Here is a 26,054-nt window from a genome sequence, read left to right on the forward strand (position 1 = left end):
ACTCAGAGACGGATGGATAAAAGTACATTACCCAAACGGGTAATCTGTTAGATGAAACGCCCTGTGCGGACCCGCATGCAGGGTGTTGTGGGGGCTGAGGGCTAGATACCCTCGGCTACCCGATTAGATGACTTCTAGCTCGCTACTAATGGAATATGTTCTTCTGTAGCTATAATTATCGATTCTGGATTTCCCAATTGTATGTATTTCAGACATTCTGGCATCATAAATTCTTTCTCAATCAGATTTTTTAAGTCAACACATGAAAAACCTACTTTCGCACTAATTTCTGTCAATATCTTTTCATGCCAGTCTGAATCTAATGGGTCTAGATATAATCCAACATGGAATAGCAGATGCATTTTGTCTTCATTTTTTATGAGTGACTTTTTTTCGAGTAAAGCTAACAGTTCACTATAAAATGTTCTACGAATCATCCCAGTTACAAAACTTGACCATCTAATGCTGATACCAGAATCACCTTTTAAGCGTTGAGGTAGATAATGCTTAACTCTGAGCAACAATCGAGCAATAAATATAGATGCCTCACGGCTTAATATAGGCAACGCACTTGCTAAAACAGTTTTGGCTCCAGCCAAAAAAAACGCATTTGCTGTTGAATTATGGTTTCGATCTATAGGACTTGTGTCGCAAGAACTTAAAATCACAATTGGTGAGATCTTTACCTTACCAATAAGATCATAAACAGAAACAAATTCATCTTTAAGCTTTATAACTCCACTCCCGTTTTCACTATGACCACCATGAAGATCAAATATAGTGATAGCAGAATCATTTTCCCTTAGGCTTTTCATCAGTTCTTCCTGAGTCGTAACATTATTCCACTCTATTGAAATATCTAATTCCTCTTGATTTTTTGGATCAATTTCCTTTCCCTTAGTCTTGTCATTACCATCTAATAAAGATGTAATATCTGATTTAGAAATTGTTAACTGATTTATAAGAAAATCTACTGCAGCTTTTAAATCGCCCTTAATTGGATCATCATCAGCGAAAGAACTAATAATCCTTACCTTTTTGAAACTATCAACATTTAATATAATTTGCTCTGAATTTAGTAATAATGACGTAGACACATTTCCAGGAGAGATGGGGATACGACTAACCTCATGCCTAACCATTAAGGGGAGTCCTTCATGATGAGACCACTCAATAGGAAGGTCAGACACTAATTTAATATTAGATGAATATTTTTCGTCCAAATAGTCAAAAAAACATCGGAATTATCCTTAAATGTGTTAACAAGCTTTAACATTAACTTGTTAATTTTATTTTTATTTACTCCTCTATCAACTACACCTATATCTTTCAATTTACTGTAAATAGAACTGTTTGAGAGTGGAAGTTTGATATTTATAGCTACATTACCCGAGGAGTAAAGGGCTATTAGAGACTCAATCAGCAATCTCTCTTGATAGTAAATATCTAAGTACTTATTATCTGAAAACTTACTCGGTATTTTATTTTGATTTATTAACTTAATTGCCTCGGCGAGTGTTTTCCCAGCACTTCCAAATTCATTAACTAGCGCACTCACACTATATTCACTCTTGTTAATTAAAAACTCGAGATTACTAGACATATCGCTGACTAAGAAACCAATATTAGGCAACATAGCAGGAGGGTATAAAGTTTTAAAAATGTGGTTTCTTAACCATAAAATACGCTCAATCACCTCTACCTGATGCTCGGATTCAAAATCAAAGTCATACTTTTCAAAGCAATATTTTATTTTAATTGAATTTAACACCGACAAGTTTGATCTTGTATATATACTCTTTACGTAAGTATCATCTAAATCTATAAACTCTGATTTTTCTTCATAACACGTTGTCGATTTTAGCTCTTCAAAATACTTTTTCTTAGTTGTATCTAAGCCCAAAACTAAATCATTAACAAGCTCTAATAGCTTGCATTTATTAATTTCATTAACATTATATATTTTATATTTTTTGTTCGTTGGTATGGTTCCTGACAGAAAAATCACATCGCGACTTATAGCCTCAACCTCTGATATTGACGATATAAAAACTACATTAACATTAAACGGTGACTCATTAACAAATTCACTGGATGGTAAACACTTCAAATTATATCCGTTAAAAATCCCACTAATACGGTTACTTATCAAATGTTCTTTATCATAAAATAACTCAGATAAGTCTTTAGGTAGTGTGCATATCTTTTCTAAAACACTTATCTTGTCTAACATATTGACGTTATATTTGTTGAATTCCGTCAATTCTTCGTTTTTGACTAAAATAATATAGCAAATGCTATTCATATAATTTTGATTCATATCAACGACGGATCCTTAGTCATCTAACGCCTTAATCTGAGGAATCCTCAGATAATCATATTTAAAATCAATGTGATGGACACGCACGGCATTGTTTGATCTAATTTATTTCGCCAAAAACCAAATAGATAACAACACCATGCGTGATATCACTATCCTACACGATATGCTCAGAAAAAACTGCCCCCAAATTCACGCGCGGCGCCTTGATTCATTAATGCTAGCAACTGAGACTTTGCTCGATAGCAATCAACTCTCACTTACAGAGCTGGGTCGGAATATGAAGGGCCCTGTCGCTGAAAAACACAACATTAAACGTATGGACCGACTGCTTGGCAACACTGCCATGCATAACGACCGACTTGCTATTTACCGCTTTCATGCTCGCCTGACGTGTGGCGCTAATCCTATGCCTATCTTGCTGGTCGACTGGGCCGATGTGCGCGAGCAACTGCAGTTGATGACTTTGCGTGCTTCCGTCAGCATTCAGGGACGCTCAATGATAGTGTATGAGCGCACCTTCACGTTTGCTCAATACAACTCACCTAAGTCCCATCAGCTGTTCCTGGATGAACTTGCCAGCATCCTGCCTGATAAATGTATTCCACTCATCGTGACAGATGCTGGCTATCGAAATACCTGGTTTCGACAGGTCGATAAAAAAGGCTGGTTCTGGCTCGGGCGGGTGCGTGGTAAAGTCACTTATCAGCATAAGAACAGCGAAGATTGGCATGTAAATCAGGCTCTTTACCCATCAGCAACTCCCCGTGGACGTTATATTGGAGAAGTAAAGCTTTGCGCTCAAATCGCTGACACCCACCACTAATTTGCACCTTCCTAAGCTTTAACTCTGCACTCAAAGGATTGAGGAAACTAAACTATGGCTACTGCCCGTAAAAGACAAATCAGTTTAACCGACACCAAATACTACCACTGTATCTCCCGTTGCGTGAGGCGCGCCTTTCTGTGCGGTGAAGATAAATTTACTGGAAAATCATACGAGCACCGCCGGGATTGGGTTGAAGAAAAGTTATTGATGTTGGGGTCTGTGTTTTGTATTGATATTTGCGCTTATGCGGTGATGAGTAATCACACTCACATTGTTTTATATGTTGATGATAAAAAAGCTAAGCGCCTGCCGGATAAAGCGATTGTGATACGATGGCACAAGTTGTTCAAAGGTAATTGGATAAGCCAAAAGTTTATTGAAGATGAGCCACTCAGTGAGTCGGAGCAGTTGATATTCGATGAGCTGGTTGATAAGTACAGAGAAAGGCTCGCAGATATTAGCTGGTTTATGCGCGTGCTTAACGAAGACATCGCCCGCCGAGCAAACAAAGAGGATAACTGTACAGGCCGATTCTGGGAAGGACGGTTTAAATCTCAAGCATTACTGGATGAGGCAGCATTGGCAGCTTGCCTCGCTTACGTAGACTTAAACCCCATTAGAGCCAACATCGCAGCAACGCCTGAAACCTCAGACTACACCAGCATCAAAAAAAGAATCGACCACGCTAAGCTGGGCAAACAACCAAAAAGCCTACAACGCTTTGCTGGCAACCCACGAAAACATATGCCAAAAGGCCTGCCTTTTGAACTCAAATCCTATATTGAATTAGTTGAACTTACAGGCCAGTGTATTCGAGCAGACAAGCGAGGCTATATCTTTGAGTCTCAACCCATACTCACTCGACTAAATATAGAACCTGAGAACTGGATAAAACTCACAACGCAGTTTTCACGTGTATTCCACGGTGCAGTTGGTCGAGAGCGAACAATAACCGCTTACTGTGAAACACTGCAAAAACGACGATGGACAAATCTAACAAACTGCGAGCGCTTGCTGGCTTAGCAAAACTCACATTCTTAATTCTCGAATTTCTTACTGTTGTAGTTACAGCGCGTTGTCGTGCGCGATAACCCAGTTTTAGTGTAGCGATACGCTTACCCGCCAAAGGTCACCCTATCTAAGAACGCTTTTTGTCCATATTCTTTAAGTGTTTTCGCACGTTTTAATCTCACTTTGCCAGCTTAGATACAAATAACGGTGGGGGTCATCAGTGATAACACTACCTCAGCTTGGTTGCTAATTGTGATGGATGTCAGCGATTTGTTAAGTGCCTTATAGGTCGTCTAAAACGGTGGGATCAAAGCTCCAAACATGGTCAGGATTTCTAGTGCAGCGGACAACTGTAGTCTTGTTGTTTTCTGGACCAATACTACGAAGTTTCAATTTCCCTGTACATTTTGGGCAATCACCTTCAACTACAGTTCTATAAATTCGTTTGTCAGCGCCCGACTCTATATTTAAAAATGACCAAAAATGGGCAAATTTCTGCTGACTTAACATGATACCCATAATAAAAGCAAAGCCTCCCAGGGGCATCAACAACATCATCCAATGACTGCCTATCCCCCAAAAACTAAAAATACTTGCGAAGCTTCCGACTAAAGAAATTGCTCCGCTATATATTAGCCACGTCGTTTTTAAGTGAAGCCCAAAGATACTTAAAGGTTTGACACTCTTTCGCTCAATGTAAGCGACTTCTCTTGGATCCACTTCTGGAGGCGAATAGACATTAATCGTACTGTTGTCTATGGAACTGTTTAGTCCGACATTAACGGAGCTATTACCCGTGCTGATATTGATTCCATCATCATTTCTTAATTTCGTTCCACATCCGGAACAAAAATTACTTTCTTCACTATGTTCCAATCCGCAGTTTGAACAATGCATACCTAATCTCCACCTTAACCCACTAACTGTATATAAACACAGTAATATTGAGATTTCAAAGTTTATATGCGCACTTGGCACTTAACGCCCGGCTCACCAGCGCCCAAACCAGAGAGTTTTTTGTGGTAAATTGAGCGCAGCGAAAACCAAAAAAAGCACGGAGGTTTGGGTGTCTGCATGGAGCCGTTTGTTAGCTATCAGAACAACGTTTTAAGGAACTTTTCTACTCCGTTTATAAGCTCATCCACTTCATCCTTGGTTGGTTCCCGATCTTTATGATGATCGCACAAATTTCTTATGTCCCCCAATCGCTGTATTTGACGCCAATTCGTAACATCTAAAACATCTTCCTTCTTAAGTAGGTCGTTATAATCGCTAATTGTAGGATTTTTTTTCGTAGCTTTTATCGAATGATTTAGCGTGACTTGGCCTAAATGTTTTTCTAGTACAACTCCAGCTACAGCACCTGCAGCACGGATGAATCCTCGCTTTAGCAACTCACGGGACTCTTGAACTCCTGAATCGAATATATCTGCCTGCACTAATTGTCGAATGTCGAATAAACTACTTTCGAATCTTGCCATAATTGACTCGACAATTGCGATTTGTTGCTCTAAGTGAGGAATCGCAGCATCATTATCCACGACAACTTCACTGCCGTGATTTCTAGTTACCCGCAACCCTTGTAGGGCATCCTCTATCCGGTAATTTTCGAAGCTAATATCTTTTCTCGGCTTAGGCTTTTCATAATGTTTCGCAAAATCGGCTAACCGATCTGGTAAAAGTTGTCTGACTAACGCCTTCGATTCCGAATACCAAGATTGATATTTCCTTTTGAAGGATGGAAGATTTTTCTTAATCTTCTTGAAATCTTCACCGTATGCTTTCTCAATACGGTCTGGATAACAGTCATACTGTAATGCAACGAGTAAGTAGTTGCCGCGTTCCAGCAATCCTTCAATGTCGTTTTTATATTTTTCGATGTTTCTTGTCATGGAAGATACCTTAGCTACCAATTTAATATCGAGCGATTGGGTCGTTTTTCTACAGCAAGCTGTCTCATTTTTGTCCTATGACTATTGATAGCAAATTTAGGAAGTACTTACCAGCATTGAAGTTACGTTACATTGGCCTAAATGTGAACACGACAAAAACGACTCACAGGGTCGTTTTCCTGACTATGGAAGAAATTTAATAGGTATGGATGTATATCCAGTAGTTTAGGTGGAAGGATGAACGCCAGCTTTTCGCTCAACGCAGACCCTTAGAGCATTTACGTTAACTCATTGTGGAGCAAGAATGAGTTAACTAACCGGCCGCTATGTAAAATAAGGCTAACATTGACGACCGTCTCTTGTTTGCTCTAAGGTGAAGTCTAAACCCACTCTTTTTAACTGTAAGATCGGATATGATACTACCCTGTTTTACATGCGCGAGCGTTGTTAGGGTTACTCTACCCTATGCTTGGTCACCATTCGAAAAGGTGGGCCATTTTTGAAATTGTTTTCAAACCAATGCCATGGCTATTACGTTTGGCATATAAGTGCTGTAGGGATTTATCTTTAATTTCACCGACAATGACTTCTTTCACTTGATAACCCATTGCCACAGCAGCTGACGCATAAGCAACAAACTCCCATTTCTTGATATTGGTGTTATCAACAACGACCAAAGGGATACCTTCAGCTAAGGCATTAATAAACCGGGCTAAGTTTAAGTTGTGATATTCTGAAAGGCGTTGTTTTTCAAAATGATACTCGCCGTTTTCATTAAGAAAATAATCATCGGTTGAACAGATAAAATACTGTGTTTCATCGCCGGAGACTAGGTCGTCGGCTAGCGTTTGCGCATAATGCGATTTTCCAGAGCCAGGTAGACCCCTCAAAATAAAAACTTGTTTCATCGAGTTTTGAACGTCACTGTTAGTATTAATAAAGCTATTTTTATCATCGAACATTCATAATGCCACAGTCCGACTGTTTTTTCATGGCTTTTACTCATTCTTTTCAGCCCAGTTTTTTGCATTTCAGTGTTTTTTTATTTGTCCATCGCAGGTAAGATACGGCTTACATGACGATAAGACACTCTGTCTTTTAATTTACAAATAAAAAATAAATCATTTGGAGTAAAGATGAGCCACACAGCGATAACGGAGCTACTAGCAGGCACCGTTGCGGTTGACAGCCAAGTAACAGTAAAAGGCTGGATCCGTACACGACGTGATTCAAAAGCAGGTATTTCATTTCTAGCCGTTCATGACGGTTCTTGTTTTGACCCTATTCAAGCCGTAGTCCCTAATTCGCTGAATAATTATGACGAAGTGACTCGTCTTACTGCTGGGTGTTCAGTAGCGGTGACTGGTGTGCTTGTACAATCACAAGGTCAAGGTCAATCTTTTGAGATCCAAGCGAACAGCGTTGAGGTATTAGGCTGGGTTGAGAATCCAGATTCATACCCAATGGCTGCAAAACGCCACAGTATTGAATACTTACGCGAACATGCGCACCTTCGCCCTCGCACTAATGTTATGGGCGCGGTTACGCGTGTACGTAACTGTCTTGCACAAGCTATTCACCGTTTTTATCATGAGCGTGGCTACCAGTGGATCAGCACGCCTATCATTACCGCAAGTGACTGTGAAGGCGCAGGCGAGATGTTCCGTGTATCTACACTTGATATGAACAACCTACCACGCACAGACAAAGGCGATGTAGACTATTCAGAAGACTTTTTTGGTAAAGAAGCATTCTTGACCGTATCTGGTCAGCTTAACGGTGAAACATACGCGAGTGCCCTTTCAAAAATCTATACTTTTGGTCCAACATTCCGTGCTGAAAACTCAAACACTTCTCGTCACTTAGCAGAGTTTTGGATGGTTGAGCCTGAAGTGGCATTCGCCGACCTTAACGACATCGCGGCGCTCGCTGAGGACATGTTGAAGTATGTGTTTAAAGCAGTACTTGATGAACGTCGTGATGATATGGAATTTTTCGCACAGCGCATCGAAAAAGATGCCATTACTCGCCTAGAATCATTCATCGATAAAGACTTTGCTCAGGTAGATTACACAGATGCTATCGAAATTCTAAAAGCATGTGATAAAGAGTTTGAATTCCCTGTTGAGTGGGGCGTCGACTTACAATCAGAACACGAACGTTACCTTGCTGAAGTACACTTTAACGCACCTGTAGTTATCAAAAACTACCCTCGTGATATCAAAGCATTCTACATGCGCCAAAACGAAGACGGTAAAACCGTTGCCGCTATGGACGTCGTTGCGCCTGGTATTGGTGAAATCATTGGTGGCTCACAGCGTGAAGAGCGTTTAGATGTGCTAGATGCGCGTCTTGAAGAGATGGGCTTAAACAAAGAAGATTACAGCTGGTACCGCGACCTACGTAAGTATGGAACAGTGCCTCACTCAGGCTTTGGTCTTGGCTTTGAGCGCTTGGTTGCTTATGTTACTGGCATGGGCAACGTACGTGACGTTATTGCCTTCCCTCGTACTAAAGGCAGCGCGACTTACTAAAACGTCACAAACTCAGCTTTGCTAAAAACGCTCCCTTTTATGGGAGCGTTTTGCATTGTGCGTTTAGAGAGCTCTCATGATAACGTCAGCACTTTACTATAGTTGTACCAACATAGCGCTCACCCGAGTTCAAAGAACCCTACCAATTCAAACGCCTAAGCATTCGAATGCACAACACAGCCCTTAATGTAATGTGATGTAATCGATTAATTTGCATAACCATACTTAAATTAAACACCGAAAACACTTTATTAACAAACCTTTTAAAGGGAGTTTTTTATGTTTAATACTGTCACCAATCAGCAAGCAAAAGCCACAGCAGATCACCTACAAGCTGCACTGCAACCTAACAAGCAAGGTTTTGTCCCAGATTACAATATACCTTTACTCGCAACAGGAGGAGGAAATAGCCAGCCAGAAACCCTCAGCGCACTTGGGCCATTGGCAGATCTCATCGGCACTTGGGCAAGCGCTCGTTTTGCGGGATTTAACGTCATGCCGCTGCCGCAAGAAACTGCTCCAGAAGGGGTTATACTATTTAATTTCCCTTACTACGAGGTGATCACCTTTAGCGCCACACAAGGAAAAGTAGTAAATCGAGGTGGCGATTATCAACAAAATAGTTATACGATCTTTTATGAGCAACGTGTATTTTTTGCCGACGGTGACAAGAAAGACCAACTTGTGCATGCTGAAAATGGCACTTGGCTCAATTTAGCCACCACCAATCAAGGTTCAGGTAAGTACAACCGCCCTCCTTATATCCCCGCTCCTTCAGGTGGAGCAAACGTGCCAATACAAAATCCAGAGCATGCGATAGTCAAACAGGTTTCAATTCCACACGGTAACTCAATTTTAGCACTTGGAAATCATCACTTTGTCGATGGTCGTCCAGAAATTCCCATTGCCAACACGCTGCCGCAACCAGAAACTAAGGCAGGTACTGCCATTGCGGGTTTGTATGGAGAAAACTCACCGAGTAATCCAAATATCAATCCGAATATCGTGTTAGAACAACAATTGCTAGTTAACCAAGCATATAACCCTATCACTAAAACGGATATTTTGACCGTTAACAGTGACAATGATGGATTAGTTTCAAGTATCCCATTTTGTAAAAACCATGTAGACGTTCCAAACTTTTCTACCACTTACTGGATAGAAAGGTTATCCAGTGGCGCGTTGCAACTGCAATACACACAGAATATTTCGCTACAGTTTAACAACACCAAAAACAGCAAACTAATGTTTCCCCACATTACTGCAAACACCCTGTTTAAGGTGGGATAGCGATACTAGGATTTCGCTTAGGTTCAAAATATAAGTTGATATCTACAGTGTAGTTAGTCAGGTCTCAACCTTGTTGTTATTTGCCATGGCGAATTTAGCGGTGTCTATCGCCCGGCACCAAACATCAATCTAAAGCCATGACTTTGGTCATAAAGGATTTGAAAATGAGTAATGACGTTAAAGATCTTCAGGTTCAGCTCACAGAGCTAAGTTCAAAAGTTAAAGAATTAGAAAAGCAATATTTTGAGCAGCAAGCAGAGGGAGTACGTAAATGCGACGCTTGCGCCCTTACGTGCAGTCCTTGCTATTTATGTACTCCTTGCACTCCATGCTCGCCTTGTACAAACTGCCTCCCTTGTGTTGTCAATTTCTGTAACTGCTGCCTTCACTGTCAGCCTACTGCTACGCCAGAATCTGCATCACTGCAATGTCTACAGTGTCAACCTTCAGGGGGCGCTAGCGTTCAATGCGCACAAAGCATACAGTGTGTTCCTTGTATCATTTCGTTCTGTGTAACCTGTCAGCCTGCGCAGTGTGTTACTTGCCAGCCAACACAATGTGTTTTATGTCAACCGCAGTGCGTTACTTGTCAACCAACACAATGTGTTTTATGTCAACCGCAGTGTGTTACTTGCCAGCCAACACAATGTGTTTTATGTCAGCCGCAGTGTGTTACTTGCCAGCCAACACAATGTGTTTTATGTCAGCCGCAGTGTGTTACTTGCCAACCAACACAATGTGTTTTATGTCAACCGCAGTGCGTTCCTTGCCAGCCGACACAGTGTGTGTTGTGTCAACCCTCTGTTAATCACTTTCAAGGTGCACAATTGTGTGCCGGAAGTAACCCAACATACCAATGTTATACCTGTACACCAGGTCCAATTTATTGCTGTATGTTGAGTGCAGTTCAAGGATAAAGACATTAGTGAAGCCTCTCTATCGGGGCTTTCATAACTTACAGAGGATGCATATGAATAAAGATAAAATAAGGCTATCACCTGCCGCAAGTATCTTACCTAACGATGAGGGAGTATTGCTACGCTCTGATCTTGGAGATTTTCAACTCCATGGAAAAGACATAAGTGCTTTTGTTGACGACATTATTCCTTTATTAAATGGTGACTTTGGCCTCGATGAGATCGCATCACAGATAACGCTATACTCTAGCGCTAGTGTTGAGCAATTATTGCGCTTATTGGAGCAAAAAGGTCTCATTGAACGCGTTGTTATCAACTCAACCTCAGCTCCTTGGCCTGAACAATACCGCTTTATTAACGCGTGGCAAAATGAGGCAAAGCGTGATCCACGAACACTCCAGAATAACCGTATTCTGTGTATAGGGTTAACGCCTTGGGCGATGCCTATGCTAGAAGAGCTGTTAAATGCTGGCGTGGGGTATATTCATATTCTTGATGATGCTAATTGTACTAACCAAAGTGGCTATTATCATCATGCAGTTAATCACCTGCCAAGTAATACTACAACGGTCGATGCCTTCACAGACTACCTAAAGCAACGCTTTGTTCACTCAGAAGTTATTGCACAAACTGCCGAACTGAACTCCCCATTAGATGAAGTTATTCTTCAAAACTGGGATCTGGTTGTTATTTCTCTGCCATCGGACTCGCTCAGTGCGCATACCAACATCGCCACGCATTTAGCTAAGCTTGCACTACCTACTTTTTACGTCTCAATTGATGGACTAACCGGGCATGTAGGTCCATATGTTACCAATCAAGGCGGTGGATGCTGGAACTGTTTACGACTGCGAAAACTTGGCACTGCAATAAACCCGCAAACTGCACACAAGATTGATGAGATCACGAATAAAGCACATTCCGGCGCTCGAGCCCATTCAATTTTAAGTAGTATGTCAGCATCAATCGCAATGCAGGCTGCAACTGATATACAAACCATTTTGTTACAGTACACGCAATCTGTGCTGCAAAATACTACCAGAACAACCAATTTGGTTAGTGGAGAAAGCTCGCTTCACCCTATTATTCCAGTCCCCGAATGCGCAGTATGCTCTGGCCCTAGCGAACAAGATATCGCTGCCAACAATAAGGCGTTACCAGCCATTTCTGAATTAAAGACAGTTGAGCAATTTAAAACAATGATGCGAGGTTGGGTTGACCCAGAATTTGGCGTGATAAAACAACTAACGGGCCATGCCCCCCACTTACCTGAACTCCCAGTCACCGCATCTGCTAGCCTAAGTAGTTTTACAAGTGGTCAGTTTGATCCGAGAACACAAGGCCAAGTTGGTTCAGGCAAAGGATTAGACTCGCTTTCAGCTCATATTAGTGCCGTGGGTGAAGCACTTGAACGTTATTCAGCAGCGAGATACGATATTCGTAACTGTCGTTATGCCACGGTAAATCAACTTCAAGGAGACTACGTAAACCCAGCAGATCTAGTCCTCTATTCTCCCGAGCAGTATGCAACACCTGGATTTCCCTTTAGCAAATGGCGAAGTAAACAAAAAATTCATTGGGTTGAAGGCAATTGGATTGGTACAAACCGCGCTACTTGGGTACCCGCATTAGTGAGCTACTTTAATTTTAGTTGCCCTTATGAAGAGCAATTCAGTCAAGTTTCTTCCAATGGCTTAGCGGCAGGTAAAGATAACGAAGATGCCGCTATCAGAGCCTGCTTCGAACTCATTGAAAGAGATGCGATGATGCTTACCTGGTACGCCCAACTCCCTTGTACTAGATTAGATGCCGACTCTTTGCTAACTGGCAAGTTGAAGCTCATGGTCGAATCGATAACACAGCAAGGCATAGCGCTAGAGTTATACCTTCTTGACGTCGGCATCCATATCCCAACGGTGGTTTGCCTTGGTCTAGGCGATGGCATCACCACGCCTGCGGTATCAGTTTCACTAGCAACCCATGACAACATCAATGTGGCTGTCACCAAAGCATTATTAGAGCAAGGTCATGTTATGCCCTATCTTTGCAGCCTAATGCAGAGTGGGCATAAAGCTCCACAAACCGTAGAACAGGTCAGGACGTTAGAAGATCATGCCGCGTTTTATTTCTCTAACGCGCACTTATCCACCTTTAACTTTATGAGACAGCCTAAATCTGAAGCTAAACCGCTATCATGCTGGCCTTATCCTACTCTTGAGGGAGCCGCAGATCTAAGACAGCGCATTACCAAAGCGGGGGTTGATATTGCCATTGTGGATGTCACTGCTTCAGACGTTGCATTAAGTCCATTTAGAGTGGCTCGAGCTGTTGGTGTTAATATGCAGCCCATTCACTTTGGCGAACAATTCAAGCGCATTGACAACCCAAGATTGCATAAACTCTTGGCTGGCCGCGCGGTTAACTTGTATCCACACCCCATTGCATAAGGACTCGCTATGAAAGTTTTAGTATGCGGAACCAATTACGGTGCTACTTATATTCGGGCATTACAATTTCAAAATACGGGATTGATGCTCAGTGGCATATTGTCAACTGGTAGTCTTCGCTCAACACAGTACGCTCAGTCCTTTGCCGTACCACATTACACCAATGCAGAGCAGATAACAGACAAACAAGTGGATATTGCTTGTGTGGCTATCGCTGGCGATGCCGGTATTGAGATTACTATCGCACTATTAGAAAAACATATCCATGTAATTTGTGAACATCCAATTGGGCCGACCTCGATGGCACAGGCACTAGCAGCTGCCAAAGCTAATGGTGTTAGATTCTGGGTGAACGCCCATTTCGCTGATCTGTACCCTATTCGCTCTTTCTATGACAACTACTTCAGTGCCGCAGCACATGGCCAATGTATGCATCTAGACCTCGCCGTCAACCTCAGGACACTATATTCGGGACTGGATTTAATTTGTCGTCTATTTACCGACGAAGTTGATGTGACAGTTGCCATTCAACCCAAGGCTACTCCGAGTGCGTTTGCTAGTATTTTGCTACAACGCGGGACAATGTCCATTTCGCTGCTTTGTCAAAACTTTGCGTCTGAGTTTGATGATGGCTCAGCAACATTTATCAATCATAGAGTCTCAGCCATATTTAACCATGGCACATTACTGCTAAGCGATACTTATGGTCCATTAACTTGGTTACCATCACCTATCACTATGTCTAGTAAAGAGTGGCGAAGCCACTACCTGCTGGAGCAACATGCGTTTACGGTGAATGAAATAATGACATTGCGCGATAAAGCCAACTTAGCCGTACTTGAACAACTTAAAGCCGTGATCTATGGCGACAGCGTCTGTCCCCATTTTCAAACATCTGACTACCTAATTGCATTAGCCAAGCTTTGGGAGAATGTGTATTTAGTATTGAATGGAAGCAATGAGGCGGGTTAAAGAAAATATGTCGAAAAAGTAATAACAGCTAGCATAGCTCAGTGACCCATTTTGAGGCGATAAAATCTTGTCGATAGCACAGCTGTGGGCAAGGTAGTGACGTCTGTGTCAGCAAGGTAAAAGTTTTTGTTATTTTAGTTGCTCAATTTGAGGGAATATTAAAGCTAAATGGAATAATAGAGTGGATCCAACAGATCCACTCAAAGCATAGACTTAAAGTACGTCTAGTAGCTCAACGTCAAAGATCAACGTTGAGAAAGGCGCGATTGCAGCACCCGCACCACGCTCACCGTACGCAAGCTCATGCGGTACGTATAGACGCCATTTAGAACCTGCTGGCATCATTTGAAGTGCTTCAGTCCAACCTTTTATCACGCCATTTACTGGGAATTCAGCTGGTTGACCGCGCTCGTAAGAGCTGTCAAATGTAGTACCGTTGATTAGAGTACCGTGGTAATGAACACGTACTTTTGAATCTTCAACAGGCTTATCGCCTTCGCCAGTTTCAACTACTTCATACTGAAGACCAGACTCAGTTACTGTTACTTCAGCACGCTTTGCATTTTCTTCTAGAAATGCAACACCTTCAGCTGCTAATACTTTCGCTTCTTCTTCACGACGCTGTTGGATTTCAGCATTGATCTTCTCAAATGCTGCTTGAATTTCAGGGATCTCAACGCGGAAGCTGTCACCAGCATAAGCGTCTTTCATACCTTCGAATACAGAGTTAAGGTTTAGACCTTCAAAAGGGTTTGCTTTAAGTTGCTCACCCATTTGTAAACCAATACCGTAGCTCGCTTTATCTGCGTCTGTGTTGAATTGAGACATAGTCTTTCCATATTTTTTATTAACAAGAACCTTAGATTGTATCACAGCCAAAATAGGCAAGATACCGGAGCTGCTTGATTATCAAGCAGTCGAGCTATTCGTCGGACACAAAAAAACCGCTAACTAGCGGCTTTCTCTTCGGCATATTGTTTGAGTTTTTTCATTACAAAGGTTGCAAATGGCAGCAATAATACAAGACCAATATTAAGCTCATCACTGTACTCTCCCAAGCTACCAACAAAGTAGTGTCCAAATCCAACCACACCAAATAATGCAATAACTACACTGGCGATTTCTGGCCAGGATTTTTCATATTTAGTGATCAGATGACCAACAAGGCAATTGAATAAAAAAACATGCAGCAGCGTCATCGTAATATCAGGGTCTTGTTGCGAATCAATCGACAACGTTAGCGCCATGTTTAGGCCGCTAAGATAAAAATAACTAAATACAATCCAAATAGAACTATGTTTTATTATTGCCATGTTACTAGCCGCAGACATACACGCCTCCAAACGAAAAAAACCGCCATTTGGAGGCGGTTTTGGGAATGAGGTGGCGGAGAGATAGGGATTTGAACCCTAGATACGCTATTAACGTATGCCGGTTTTCAAGACCGGTGCTTTCAACCACTCAGCCATCTCTCCGTTGTTGGCGCGCATTTTATGGAGTTATCCATCGGTTGTAAAGCACTATTTCGATTTTTGCATTCAAAAGCGCAAATAATAGCCGAATAATCAATAATATTGCTTTGGCCTTTTGGCAATGTAAGCAAAAATACAACTGGCGATAACCATTGCAATCACGATAATCCCCGAGTCAATCATACCAATGACTGCGTTTTTTGCAGGCAGCACTTTTTCAATGATAACCGGAATAGATGAAAACAACACAACGGTACTGAGCACTTTGAATGCTCTGGAAAAATCAAATCGCTTAGTGTAACTCATCCATGTTGTTAGTAATCCTAATACCAAAATAGGCGCTAATAGCCCCATCCATATCTCACTGGTATAACTCGATAATGCAACCGTTGCCGTGCATCCTATCAAGCTCCAAATAATCCAGGCGGTCCAATTTTCCCGTTCTTTTAAAAATAAATTACCCATGACACATCTTCTTTCAATTAGCTTGTTATTTTTATTATTGTTATAGAAAACAGGATTTACTGTCTTAGAGTAGCAAACATACTGGCTATAAAACAACCACATCGGTTGTGACAGTTTAAATAATGAAAAGTTCAACAAAAAGTATCAAAGAATGTGTTACCACAACATTAATCACTGTATAAAAAAAGCGCAGCTATTGCTGCGCTCACCTTACTTTATTTTTACCCGTGGAATTTAACTTTCAGCTTTATCAAGTTCATCCACTAATAATTTGGTTTCATCCGCCCTCGGTTTTGTAAATCTCGCTAAACCGAGATAAACGACAGGTGTGAGGTAAAGCGTAAAGAAAACCGCTAAGCCTAATCCGCCAAATACGACCCAGCCGATTGCATTTCTCGACTCAGCACCTGCGCCTACCGATAAAATCAATGGTAAAGCACCAAGCAATGTGGACACCAAAGTCATCATGATAGGACGCAAACGGATCACTGCTGCTTCTTCAACGGCTTGTCTTACTGACCGTCCTTTGTCACGTAACTGATCAGCGAACTCAACTAACAAGATGGCATTTTTAGCAATTAAACCAATCAACATCACTAAGCCGATTTGCGAATATATGTTTAGCGAAGTACCAGTAAGATACAGCGCCAATATGGCGGAAGTGATCCCAAACGGAACTGTGATCATAACTACAACGGCACTATTCACGCTTTCAAATTGTGCAGCAAGTACGAGCAATACAATTAAGAATGCCAGCACGTAGGTAAGTAACACTTCGTTGGCCGTTTCTTCAAACGTTAACGCTTCCCCTTTAAACGCCAGCGTCACGCTGTCGGGTAAACTCTGATCTGCTAGCGTTCGTAATTTTTCAACCACTTCTGCCATAGGCATGTCTTCTGGCTGTTTCATATCCAGCTCGATACTACGACGCTGCGCATGGCGTTCAAGCTCGGCAGCTACGCCCTCTTCTACAATAACGGCAAGGCTACTTAGCGGAACCAATGCACCAGAGCGGCTGCCAACATAAAGGTTAGCCAAATCACTTGGGTCTCTGATAGTATGGTTTTGAGCCTGCAGCATAATTGGTATGGATTGGTCGCCAACATTCAAATCAGCAACATCATCACCATTAATGGCCGCCCTAAGTGTCGTTGATATGTCACTCAAACTAACGCCTAGCTCTTCTGCTCTTCGACGGTCAATGTTTACGCGCAGCTGGGGTTGCGAGGGTTGATAAGAGATTTGCACCGGCGCCACGTCTGGCATTTCTTTTTCAACCAAAGCCGCAAATTGTTGCGCTGCTTTAAAGATCTCTAAATAGTCGTTACCAAGTAGCGCAAGCTCGATACCACCACCTTGGCCTCTTAGATTTAAGCTATTTGCACCAAAGGCACGAGCAGGTGCACCGGGTATATTACCAAGCGGTCCTCTGATCTTATCGATAATTTCCTGTTGCGAGAAATGACGTTCATCCCAATGCTTTAGCGGCACAGTAATGAACACGATATTGGGATCCCACTGACCAACAACCGTATAGATAGACTCTATTTCTCCACTTTCCACAAAAGGTAATAAAATGTCCTCCATTTGTTTGGCTTGTCGGTCCATAAAGTTAAGGCCAACACCGTCAGGCCCTCTTGCGAAAATCCTGATCTTACCTCTGTCTTCAGATGGCAAAAGCTCATTATCCAATTGCGAATAGAGCGCGCCAGATAAGCTCGCAATAACCACAAATACACCAAAGGTTAGCCATGCATGGTCAAGTACCCAGTGGATCGTACCCCGATACATTTTTGCTAGTTTCACACCAATACTCGAAAATAGATGCTTTTTGCTATCTTGCTTTACTTTTAACTTAGATGTTAATGCTGGCACCAATGACAGTGCTACAAATGAAGAAATAATCACGGCACCAGCTAACACGCCACCAAACTCCCTGAACAGCCGGCCCGCGGTTGAGGGTAAAAAAGCAATCGGTACGAATACCGCAGCAAGTACTGCGGTTGTCGCGACTACAGCAAAGAAGACTTCTCTTGTCCCAAGTACCGCCGCGGCGCGACGACCTATCCCTTCGCCACGACGACGCTGAATATTCTCACTAACAACAATCGCATCATCGACGATAAGTCCAGTGGCCAACACAAGTGCTAGCAAGGTTAAAATATTAACAGAGAAGCCAAGCGCCCAGATCAGCGCCAAAGAGCCGATAAGCGCAACCGGGATTGCAAAAGCAGGAATAAGCGTCGCACGCCACGAGCCAATAAATACCCAAAGCGTGAATACCACCAGCAATATGGTTATCACTAACGAGCTCAAGACTTCGTCTACGGATGAGCGAATAAACTGCGCATCATCGGAGGTGACGAATAGCTCCAGATCTGGAAAGCGTACTTTTATCTTATCGACGAGCTGTAGTACTTCATCTGAGATTTCAATGGTATTGGACTGTGCTTGGCGAATGATCTCAAGCCCAATTACAGGCTCTCCGTCAAGCCTCACCATAGAGCGAGGATCAGCCGGCCCAAAATACACAGAGGCAATATCCCCCACCCGAGTCTCACCACGAATGATGATATCACTCACCTGCTCAGCGGTTACTGAGGTGGCATCGGCACGGACAATCAGCTGTTGATCGTCCGACTTTAAACTGCCTGCGGGTACATCAAACGGGGCTTGTCTAAGCGCCGCAGCAACATCCGGAACGGTTAAATTAAAGCTTGTCAGTTTTAACGGATCAAGTCTTACGCGCAGCACTCGCTCTCTATCGCCGTTCAGGCGCACATCGGCAACGCCTGGAATAGTTAAAAACTGCGGTGCTAAGTCTTTTTCTACTCGCTCGGTCAATCCTTCAAGTGTTAAAGAGGCACTACTTACAGTTAAAGACACCACGGCTTCTGCATCATTATCCGCTTTAATAATGGACACCCGCTCAACTTCTTCAGGTAGCTCTCTTTGTACTCGAGAAACGGATTCGCGTGTTTCGTTTGCTGCATCGTCTAGGTTAATGCCCGGACGAAATTCAACAACAATCCGTGCATTATTCTCTTCACTTTGTGCACGAATGCTTTTTACACCACTGACACGCGCGACTGCGCCTTCTAACTTACTCGTGACTTCGGTGTCGACGGTCTCAGGCGAGCCCCCAGGAAACGATGCGGACACCGTTAAACGCGGCCTATCTACATCAGGCAATTCACGAACTTCAACGCCGGCAAGAGCAGCAATACCTGCAATAATAATCAATAAATTTAATACAACGATTAACACCGGACGGCGAATGGCCATCGACGGCAAATCTTGTAACTGTGGTAACTCCGGTTTAGTCACGATTTATTCCTTCGCCAGTGCATTCGTCACCGCAATTTCTTGCCCAGGACGAAGACGTTGCACCCCTTCTACAACTAATAACTCTCTTGCAGCCAAATCGCCTGATACCAGCAATTTACCCGGCAACCGCTGTTGGATTTTGACATCTATACGCTTAGCTTTGCCATCTACTTCTTTCCATACATAAGGACCTGTTGCGCCCCAAAGCAGTGCGGCTTCAGGAATAACGGCAAACTCTTCACCCAATACCGTTAGCGATACTCTAAAGCTCATTCCAGGCAAAAAACGGTCATTGCGGTTTTCAAAGATGGCTTTGATTTTTAGTGTGCGGGCTGTTGGGTCTATTCTAGAGTCCATTTGCGCTATCTTTGCGTCGATCCGTGTTGAATTATCATTCCAAGGTGTCAGCAGCACGCTATCGGTCGATTTAAGCATGCCATACGCCGATTCCGGTGCCGCAAATTGAACATACAACTTATCAAAGTTATCGATACTCGCAATCGCGGTTTGGGTGGTAATGCGATCTCCAACCTCAACGTCGGTGAGTCCCATTACGCCAGAAAAAGGGGCGATCACTTGGCGGTCTTCTAATTCATTCTTAGCTTGGATCAAGGCGACCTTTGCTAAGTCTCTGTCCGTTACCGCTTTATCTAATTCATTAATTGGAACAGCGCCGCGCTTTTGGCTATCGGTTAGACGGTCGACGGTGCGCTGCGCATCTGCAAGACGAATTTTAGCTTCTTCAAGCGCCGCTTTTTGGCGGCGTGAATCTAGCTCCAATAGCAAAGTACCCGCTTTAACCTGATCGCCCGGTTTAAAATGTACCGCAGTCACCCTATCACCAATTGCGGGATATAAAATAACCGATTGAATAGCTTCAGCATTACCTACTGCTTGAATTTGCTGGCTACTGCTTTCGAATTGAATAGGCTCTGCAATCACTTGCGAAGGTTTGGCCAAAGCGGCATTAGTTATCAGCATAGTGGCCGTAAAAACCACCAAGCGCGTTACTTTACACATATTAACCTTAATAATTTCCATTGTTCTTAGCTATATTTGAGTGTAACAGTTAATCACTCACATCAAGATAAACTATTCGATAACACACAGGATAAGTGCGATAAGATGCAGTATGCCTTGCAGCGTTTCAAAGGCAAGATAAGCCCATGTAAAGTAAGGTAAAGTTATGTAAAGATTGAGGGAGAGTGAGGGAGAGTGAGGCGCAATAGACTACCGCGCCAAATCATGACTATTGTGCGGCCGCGCGCATCAGTCTATCGTTAACATCACGCCACTCGGGCGCCGTTGGTGGTGCTTCCAACAAAATCTCGGTTGCACTTGATTGGTCCAATTGATGTAACCCGTGATAAAGGCCCTGCGCATACTTAGCTTTGTCAGCACCAAGTTTCAGATCCACCAGCTCGTTGTTTGCTGAATTCTCAGAGATCATTCGCTCTATTTGTGATGAATAATGCAACACACCGGTATTCGCTTCGCACTGGCCGCTTAGGCGAGCAACTAACTCTTCCGTTGACAACAGGGTAAGCGGTTTGCTTGGTTGATAATGGGCTTTTACGTTACCAGGGACGGCTACAGTGTGCACATCAGGCTCATCCACTTCAATATTGAGCACCGCTTCAAGTGCAGCTTTAGTAATAGGGCCTGCTCGCAAGATCCTCGGTGTGTCTGAAGATACATCGAGGATCGTTGACTCAAGTCCTACTTCACATGAACCGCCGTCTAACACAGCCGCTATCTTGCCAGACAATCCAAACAACACTTGCTCGGCGGTGGTTGGACTAATTTTTTTGTAAGGATTGGCAGAGGGCGCAGCAAGTCCGGAGTTAATGTGCTGCAATAATGCTAGCAATGCAGGATGATTTGGCACACGTATACCCACGGTTGAGTGGCCACCTGTGACTACATCGCTCACATGTGCTTGCTTTTTGGCAACGATCGTCAGTGGCCCCGGCCAAAACGCATCAGCTAAAGCGTCAAAATAGTCTGGTAATGTTTCCACCCACTCAGTGACCAAAGACTTGTCAGCGAGATGTACGATTAGCGGGTGATCAGCTGGGCGCCCTTTTGCTGCAAAGATTTTTTTAACCGCATCAGGTTGCCTTGCATTTGCTGCTAAGCCGTAAACGGTTTCTGTTGGAACCGCAACAAGGTGACCATCACGTGCAAGTTCAGCCGCTTGCGCCACTGCGCTTGGATCGGTTGCCAATAAATGTAAGGTTGTTAAGCTTGCTTCGCCCACGTGTCTTTCTCAGTGTAAAAAATGGACGCGAATTATAACCAATTTAAAATGCAAAGAGCCAGTATTACTGGCTCCAGCGTAAAAACTAACATCAAGAACGGTTTGCGTTATTCAGCGCTTGCGACCATTACGGTTTTCACGTTAACAAACTCTTTGATCCCAAAGCCACCATGCTCTCTACCATAGCCACTGTCTTTAACACCTCCAAACGGCAAATTTGGTTGTGCCAGCGAATAACCGTTGATATTCACCATGCCAGTGTCAAACTCCTTAATAGCAAGTCCTGTGGCACGTTGGGTGTCTTCAGAAAAAATGCCGCCACCTAAACCATAGCGTGAATCATTGGCTACCATCATCGCCTCAGCCTCATCATGCACACGAATTAGCGACGCCACAGGGCCAAATAGTTCATCATCATAAGCCGGCATACCGGGTTTAACGTCTTCCAAAATGGTGACTGGATAATAAAACCCCTGTTGCTTTGGAATTTCTCCACCAAGTGGACAAGTTGCTCCCGCCTTAACGGACGCTTCAACTTGTTGGTGTAATTCATCACGTAAATCTTTACGCGCCATAGGACCTAAGTCGGTGTCTGCTGCGGTTGGGTCTCCCACCTTAAGCTGCTTAAAACCAGCCACAAAAGCCTCTCTAAACTGATCATAAATTTCATCAACGATAATAAAGCGCTTCGCTGCAACGCAGGTTTCACCGTTGTTGACAATACGACCTTGAATACACGCGGACACTGCTTTATTAATATCAGCGTCTGCCAGCACCACAAAGGCATCGTTACTACCTAGCTCTAGGACGGTTTTTTTAGAAAGCTCAGCAGCTTGTTTGGCAACTTGTTTACCTACTTTATCGCTTCCGGTAAACGTAACACCACGAATATATGGATTCTTTATCAACTCGCTTGCTGTCTCACCATCAATTAACAGTGATTGATAGCAACCTTTTGGAAAACCGGCTTCTAAATACAGCTCTTCAATTAATTTAGCCATACCAAATACATTTGAGGCATGTTTCATTACCGTGGTATTACCCGCCATCACGTTCGAAACACTGTATCTGATAACCTGATAAAGCGGAAAGTTCCAAGGTTGTATTCCTAAGATCACGCCTATTGGTTGATAAGTGATAATGGCATGTCCCTGCTCAAATACCCGATGCTCGTCCTGTAATTCTTTTTCGCCATGCTCAGCGGTATATCGGCAAATTTCAGCACACAAGGAAACTTCCTGTTCACCCTGCTCCGTCACTTTGCCCATTTCCTCGGTCATTAGTGAGACTAACTTGGATTTATTTTGCTCAATTAAGTCAGCAAGCCTGTTTAGCTTTTGTGCTCTTTGCGTAAATGTGGTTTTCTTCCAAAATGAATAACAGTCATTGGCTAAGTCCACCGACTTTTGCGCCTCGTCCAAGCTCATTAAAGTGTATTCGTTAACGGGTTGCTCTGTCGCAGGATTAATTGTGGTTACCGTATTTGACATCATAAAGCTCCTTCAAAAATTTAACGGCGTAAATCAATTTTTAGATTTACAGCGATAGCCTTTGAATAAGCAAGGAAGGCACCAATCTGAGAATAATGAATATCCCATTGATTATTATGAATTAATTTAATTTCAGAATTAGATTTAAAAGAATTTGAATACGTGAATTAGAAAAGGCTACACACCTAATATGAAAAGTTTGCAGAGCGAATGGCGCTTGCGCAAATAGCTTGCAATGAAAGTTTAGCTGAGAAAAGGGACCATCCAGTCCCCTTGTTATGTATTCTTAGTACAATGCACCTTTAGCGCTTTTGACGTTGCGCTTCTTTTTGCGCTAGCTTTTCTTCCTTACGCTTACGAATAGCATCCTGTGCTTCATGACCGATATGACCTTCGCCGCGTAGCTTCGCCAGTTCAATTTGCTTTTGGCGCTCAGCAAATCGTGCAACTTGCTCTTCTGTTATGTCTTTGTGGCAGTGGTGACAAGACACCCCTTCCATATATTCTTCGAGTTGTTTCTCTGCTTCCGTGATTGGCATACGACAAGCATGGCATTGATCATAAGACCCTTTGTTTAAATCATGATCGACAGCAACACGGTTATCAAACACAAAACACTCGCCTTCCCACATGGTTTCTTCTTTTGGCACGTCTTCTAAGTATTTTAGAATGCCGCCTTCCAAGTGATAAACCTCTTCGAAGCCTTGCTCTTTCATATACGCTGTCGATTTTTCACAGCGGATCCCGCCAGTACAGAACATCGCCACTTTTTTGTGTTTTTCTGGGTTTAAGTTATTTTGCGCCCACTCAGGGAACTCACGGAAAGTCTTGGTTTTAGGATCGATGGCATTTTTAAACGTACCGATCTCGATTTCATAGTCGTTACGCGTATCAACTAGCACAACGTCAGGATCTGAAATCAATGCGTTCCAATCTTGTGGTTTTACGTACGTACCAACCACTTCTTTAGGGTCTATACCTTGTACACCCATGGTCACGATTTCTTTCTTAAGCTTTACTTTAGTGCGGTAGAAAGGGCAAGTTTCATCGAACGACTCTTTATAAACGATGTTATCAAGGCCCGGTTGTTTGTCTAACCATGTAAGTAGCGCATCAATGCCTTCACGTTTACCGGCAACGGTACCGTTAATGCCTTCTTCGGCAAGTAATAACGTACCGCGAACTTCATTCGCTTCCATCACATCGTGAAGTGGCTGTCTTATCTCTTGATAGTTAGGTAAAGAGACAAACTTGTACATAGCACAAACAACGTATTGTTCTGACATTGTATTTTCCTAGATTTAAGCTTTGATTAGCTTACACATTAAGCATGACTATGTGTAAAGCACGAAAACCGAGTCGCAAACCCGGCGCTGAGGCGCGTATTTTACGGATTTTTGATTAAAATGCAAAAAACACAAATTCTATATCCGATAGCGTCTATGCTTTGGTATAATCTCGTGTTTTTAAAATTCAAGACTTGGAGAAATTGACTTGAGATTCACTGAACTTGGGATAGATACGCGCCTAGAACAACAACTGGCTCACCAAGGGATCACGGAACCGACCGAGATCCAAGCGCATGCCATCCCAACGGCTCTAGCTGGCCACGATGTTTTTGCGCAGTCTAAAACAGGCTCTGGCAAAACCCTAGCTTTCTTGCTGCCTGCCGTACAGCGTGTAATGAAACAAAAAGCGCTGAGCAAACGCGATCCTCGCGTTGTTATCGTAGCCCCAACTCGTGAACTCGCGACTCAAGTATTCTCTGAGTGTCGTGCACTGTGTGCTGGCACTAATATTCAAGTCTGTAAGATTTTGGGTGGTGAAAACTACAATGATCAGGTAAAAGCGCTACGCCGCGACCCGCATTTTGTGGTGGGTACTCCTGGTCGTATTGCCGATCACGTTGAAAATCGTTCATTATTTTTAGGCGGTCTTGAACTGCTTATTTTTGATGAAGCAGATCGTATGTTTGACCTCGGCTTTGAAAAACAGTTGGACGTCATTAATGATTCTGCGGATCACCGCCAAAGACAAACGCTGCTATTTTCAGCCACGCTAGACCATACCCAAGTTGAAGCATCGTCACGTCAATTACTTAAATCGCCAAAGCGCATTATGTTAAGCAATGCCCACCAGCAGCATGAAGACATTAAGCAAGCACTCTACTTTGCCGATCATTTAGATCATAAAGAAGTGCTGCTTAAGCACTTCATCACACAAGATGACGTAGGACAGTGCATTATCTTTACCGCAACTCGTGGCGACACAGACCGATTAAGCAAACTGTTAAATGAGATGTCGATTAAAGCGGTATCGTTGTCGGGCGATATGCCGCAAAATAAGCGGTTAGACATTATGGAAAGCTTCAGCCGTGGGATTTATAAAGTGCTGGTTACCACAGACGTTGCCTCTCGTGGTCTCGATTTGCTCTCCGTTACCCATGTTATGAATTTTGACTTGCCTAAGCAGGCAGAAGAATATGTCCACCGTATCGGTCGTACAGGACGTGCCGGATTTAAAGGCACTGCGATTTCATTTGTTGGCCCCAAAGATTGGGATAGCTATGTGGCAATCAAAAACTATCTTGATGAGCCACTACGTTTTGAAGAAGTCTCTGGTCTTGTTGGTAAATTCAAAGGACTTAAGCAAAAACCACAGCAGAGTAAAAATCGCCCTGCAGAGTCTGCGCCAAAGCAAACAAGTAAACCTAAGAAAAAGCCGGTGAAAAAGTCACAACCGAGAAAAGTGGTCCCGCCACCGATTGATATTGACGGTACTATGCCGATGCGTCGCAAACCAAAACCACAAACTGACGAGGAATAATC

The 26,054-nt window shown here is 43.1% G+C and carries 20 protein-coding genes, 1 tRNA gene and 1 pseudogene; 8 read left to right on the plus strand and 14 right to left on the minus strand.

The window, feature by feature from the left end:
• Positions 1-134: 134 nt before the first annotated feature.
• Positions 135-1,142 (minus strand): CHAT domain-containing protein, encoded by a 1,008-nt coding sequence (locus tag ABMY45_RS17745; RefSeq protein WP_349289277.1) that lies wholly within the window; start codon positions 1,140-1,142, stop codon positions 135-137.
• Between the two features lie 47 nt (positions 1,143-1,189).
• A complete protein-coding gene (locus ABMY45_RS17750; protein ID WP_349289278.1) occupies positions 1,190-2,320 on the minus strand; it encodes a hypothetical protein in 1,131 nt (376 codons plus the stop codon).
• A gap of 139 nt (positions 2,321-2,459) precedes the next feature.
• On the opposite strand from ABMY45_RS17750, the pseudogene ABMY45_RS17755 reads away from it, so the two are divergent.
• A pseudogene (locus ABMY45_RS17755) lies at positions 2,460-3,116 on the plus strand (IS4 family transposase); the annotation flags it as partial.
• An 84-nt stretch (positions 3,117-3,200) separates the two neighbouring features.
• The gene (locus ABMY45_RS17760) at positions 3,201-4,172 is read left to right on the plus strand and encodes a transposase (protein ID WP_349289279.1); all 972 of its coding nucleotides are present in this window, start codon (positions 3,201-3,203) and stop codon (positions 4,170-4,172) included.
• Between the two features lie 270 nt (positions 4,173-4,442).
• Here ABMY45_RS17760 and ABMY45_RS17765 read toward each other — a convergent pair whose 3' ends face one another.
• The 3 genes from ABMY45_RS17765 to ABMY45_RS17775 form a co-directional block, all read right to left on the minus strand.
• Positions 4,443-5,057: a zinc ribbon domain-containing protein gene (locus ABMY45_RS17765; RefSeq protein WP_349289280.1), complete on the minus strand. Its 615-nt coding sequence runs from the start codon at positions 5,055-5,057 to the stop codon at positions 4,443-4,445.
• A 197-nt stretch (positions 5,058-5,254) separates the two neighbouring features.
• Positions 5,255-6,052 carry a hypothetical protein gene (locus ABMY45_RS17770; protein ID WP_349289281.1) on the minus strand — a complete coding sequence of 266 codons (798 nt, stop codon included), beginning with the start codon at positions 6,050-6,052 and terminating at the stop codon, positions 5,255-5,257.
• Between the two features lie 473 nt (positions 6,053-6,525).
• A complete protein-coding gene (locus ABMY45_RS17775) occupies positions 6,526-6,960 on the minus strand; it encodes an AAA family ATPase (RefSeq protein WP_026000942.1) in 435 nt (144 codons plus the stop codon).
• A gap of 228 nt (positions 6,961-7,188) precedes the next feature.
• Here ABMY45_RS17775 and asnS point away from each other — a divergent pair, with 228 nt between their 5' ends.
• The 5 genes from asnS (at position 7,189) to ABMY45_RS17800 (ending at position 14,212) form a co-directional block, all read left to right on the plus strand.
• Positions 7,189-8,586, plus strand: coding sequence for an asparagine--tRNA ligase (asnS, locus tag ABMY45_RS17780; protein ID WP_010379069.1), 1,398 nt, complete (start codon positions 7,189-7,191; stop codon positions 8,584-8,586).
• A 279-nt stretch (positions 8,587-8,865) separates the two neighbouring features.
• Positions 8,866-9,876, plus strand: coding sequence for a heme-binding protein (locus ABMY45_RS17785; RefSeq protein ID WP_237116034.1), 1,011 nt, complete (start codon positions 8,866-8,868; stop codon positions 9,874-9,876).
• Positions 9,877-10,410: 534 nt separating this feature from the next.
• Entirely contained in the window at positions 10,411-10,776 is a 366-nt protein-coding gene (locus ABMY45_RS17790; RefSeq protein WP_349289282.1) for a hypothetical protein, read from the plus strand.
• 70 nt (positions 10,777-10,846) lie between these two features.
• Positions 10,847-13,240, plus strand: coding sequence for a TOMM precursor leader peptide-binding protein (locus tag ABMY45_RS17795; protein WP_349289283.1), 2,394 nt, complete (start codon positions 10,847-10,849; stop codon positions 13,238-13,240).
• Positions 13,241-13,249: 9 nt separating this feature from the next.
• A complete protein-coding gene (locus ABMY45_RS17800; protein WP_349289284.1) occupies positions 13,250-14,212 on the plus strand; it encodes a Gfo/Idh/MocA family oxidoreductase in 963 nt (320 codons plus the stop codon).
• A gap of 213 nt (positions 14,213-14,425) precedes the next feature.
• On the opposite strand, the gene ABMY45_RS17805 is transcribed toward ABMY45_RS17800, so the two are convergent.
• From ABMY45_RS17805 to ABMY45_RS17845, 9 genes are all read right to left on the minus strand, one after another.
• Positions 14,426-15,040 (minus strand): FKBP-type peptidyl-prolyl cis-trans isomerase, encoded by a 615-nt coding sequence (locus ABMY45_RS17805; RefSeq protein ID WP_010604796.1) that lies wholly within the window; start codon positions 15,038-15,040, stop codon positions 14,426-14,428.
• A 119-nt stretch (positions 15,041-15,159) separates the two neighbouring features.
• Positions 15,160-15,543 carry a hypothetical protein gene (locus tag ABMY45_RS17810; protein WP_010604797.1) on the minus strand — a complete coding sequence of 128 codons (384 nt, stop codon included), beginning with the start codon at positions 15,541-15,543 and terminating at the stop codon, positions 15,160-15,162.
• A 53-nt stretch (positions 15,544-15,596) separates the two neighbouring features.
• Positions 15,597-15,687, minus strand: a tRNA-Ser gene (locus ABMY45_RS17815).
• Positions 15,688-15,777: 90 nt separating this feature from the next.
• On the minus strand, positions 15,778-16,149 hold the full coding sequence (locus tag ABMY45_RS17820; RefSeq protein WP_010379077.1) for a hypothetical protein: 372 nt from the start codon (positions 16,147-16,149) through the stop codon (positions 15,778-15,780).
• Between the two features lie 234 nt (positions 16,150-16,383).
• The gene (locus ABMY45_RS17825) at positions 16,384-19,434 is read right to left on the minus strand and encodes an efflux RND transporter permease subunit (protein WP_227387672.1); all 3,051 of its coding nucleotides are present in this window, start codon (positions 19,432-19,434) and stop codon (positions 16,384-16,386) included.
• Between the two features lie 45 nt (positions 19,435-19,479).
• The gene (locus ABMY45_RS17830) at positions 19,480-20,517 is read right to left on the minus strand and encodes an efflux RND transporter periplasmic adaptor subunit (RefSeq protein ID WP_010604799.1); all 1,038 of its coding nucleotides are present in this window, start codon (positions 20,515-20,517) and stop codon (positions 19,480-19,482) included.
• A 208-nt stretch (positions 20,518-20,725) separates the two neighbouring features.
• On the minus strand, positions 20,726-21,736 hold the full coding sequence (locus tag ABMY45_RS17835) for an L-threonylcarbamoyladenylate synthase (protein ID WP_349289285.1): 1,011 nt from the start codon (positions 21,734-21,736) through the stop codon (positions 20,726-20,728).
• A gap of 107 nt (positions 21,737-21,843) precedes the next feature.
• Entirely contained in the window at positions 21,844-23,226 is a 1,383-nt protein-coding gene (locus ABMY45_RS17840) for an NAD-dependent succinate-semialdehyde dehydrogenase (protein ID WP_211869027.1), read from the minus strand.
• 302 nt (positions 23,227-23,528) lie between these two features.
• Positions 23,529-24,512 carry a rhodanese-related sulfurtransferase gene (locus ABMY45_RS17845; RefSeq protein WP_349289286.1) on the minus strand — a complete coding sequence of 328 codons (984 nt, stop codon included), beginning with the start codon at positions 24,510-24,512 and terminating at the stop codon, positions 23,529-23,531.
• 208 nt (positions 24,513-24,720) lie between these two features.
• On the opposite strand from ABMY45_RS17845, the gene ABMY45_RS17850 reads away from it, so the two are divergent.
• On the plus strand, positions 24,721-26,052 hold the full coding sequence (locus ABMY45_RS17850) for a DEAD/DEAH box helicase (RefSeq protein WP_349289287.1): 1,332 nt from the start codon (positions 24,721-24,723) through the stop codon (positions 26,050-26,052).
• Positions 26,053-26,054 lie beyond the last annotated feature (2 nt).

Source organism: Pseudoalteromonas sp. XMcav11-Q (assembly GCF_040104525.1).
Lineage (GTDB): Bacteria > Pseudomonadota > Gammaproteobacteria > Enterobacterales > Alteromonadaceae > Pseudoalteromonas.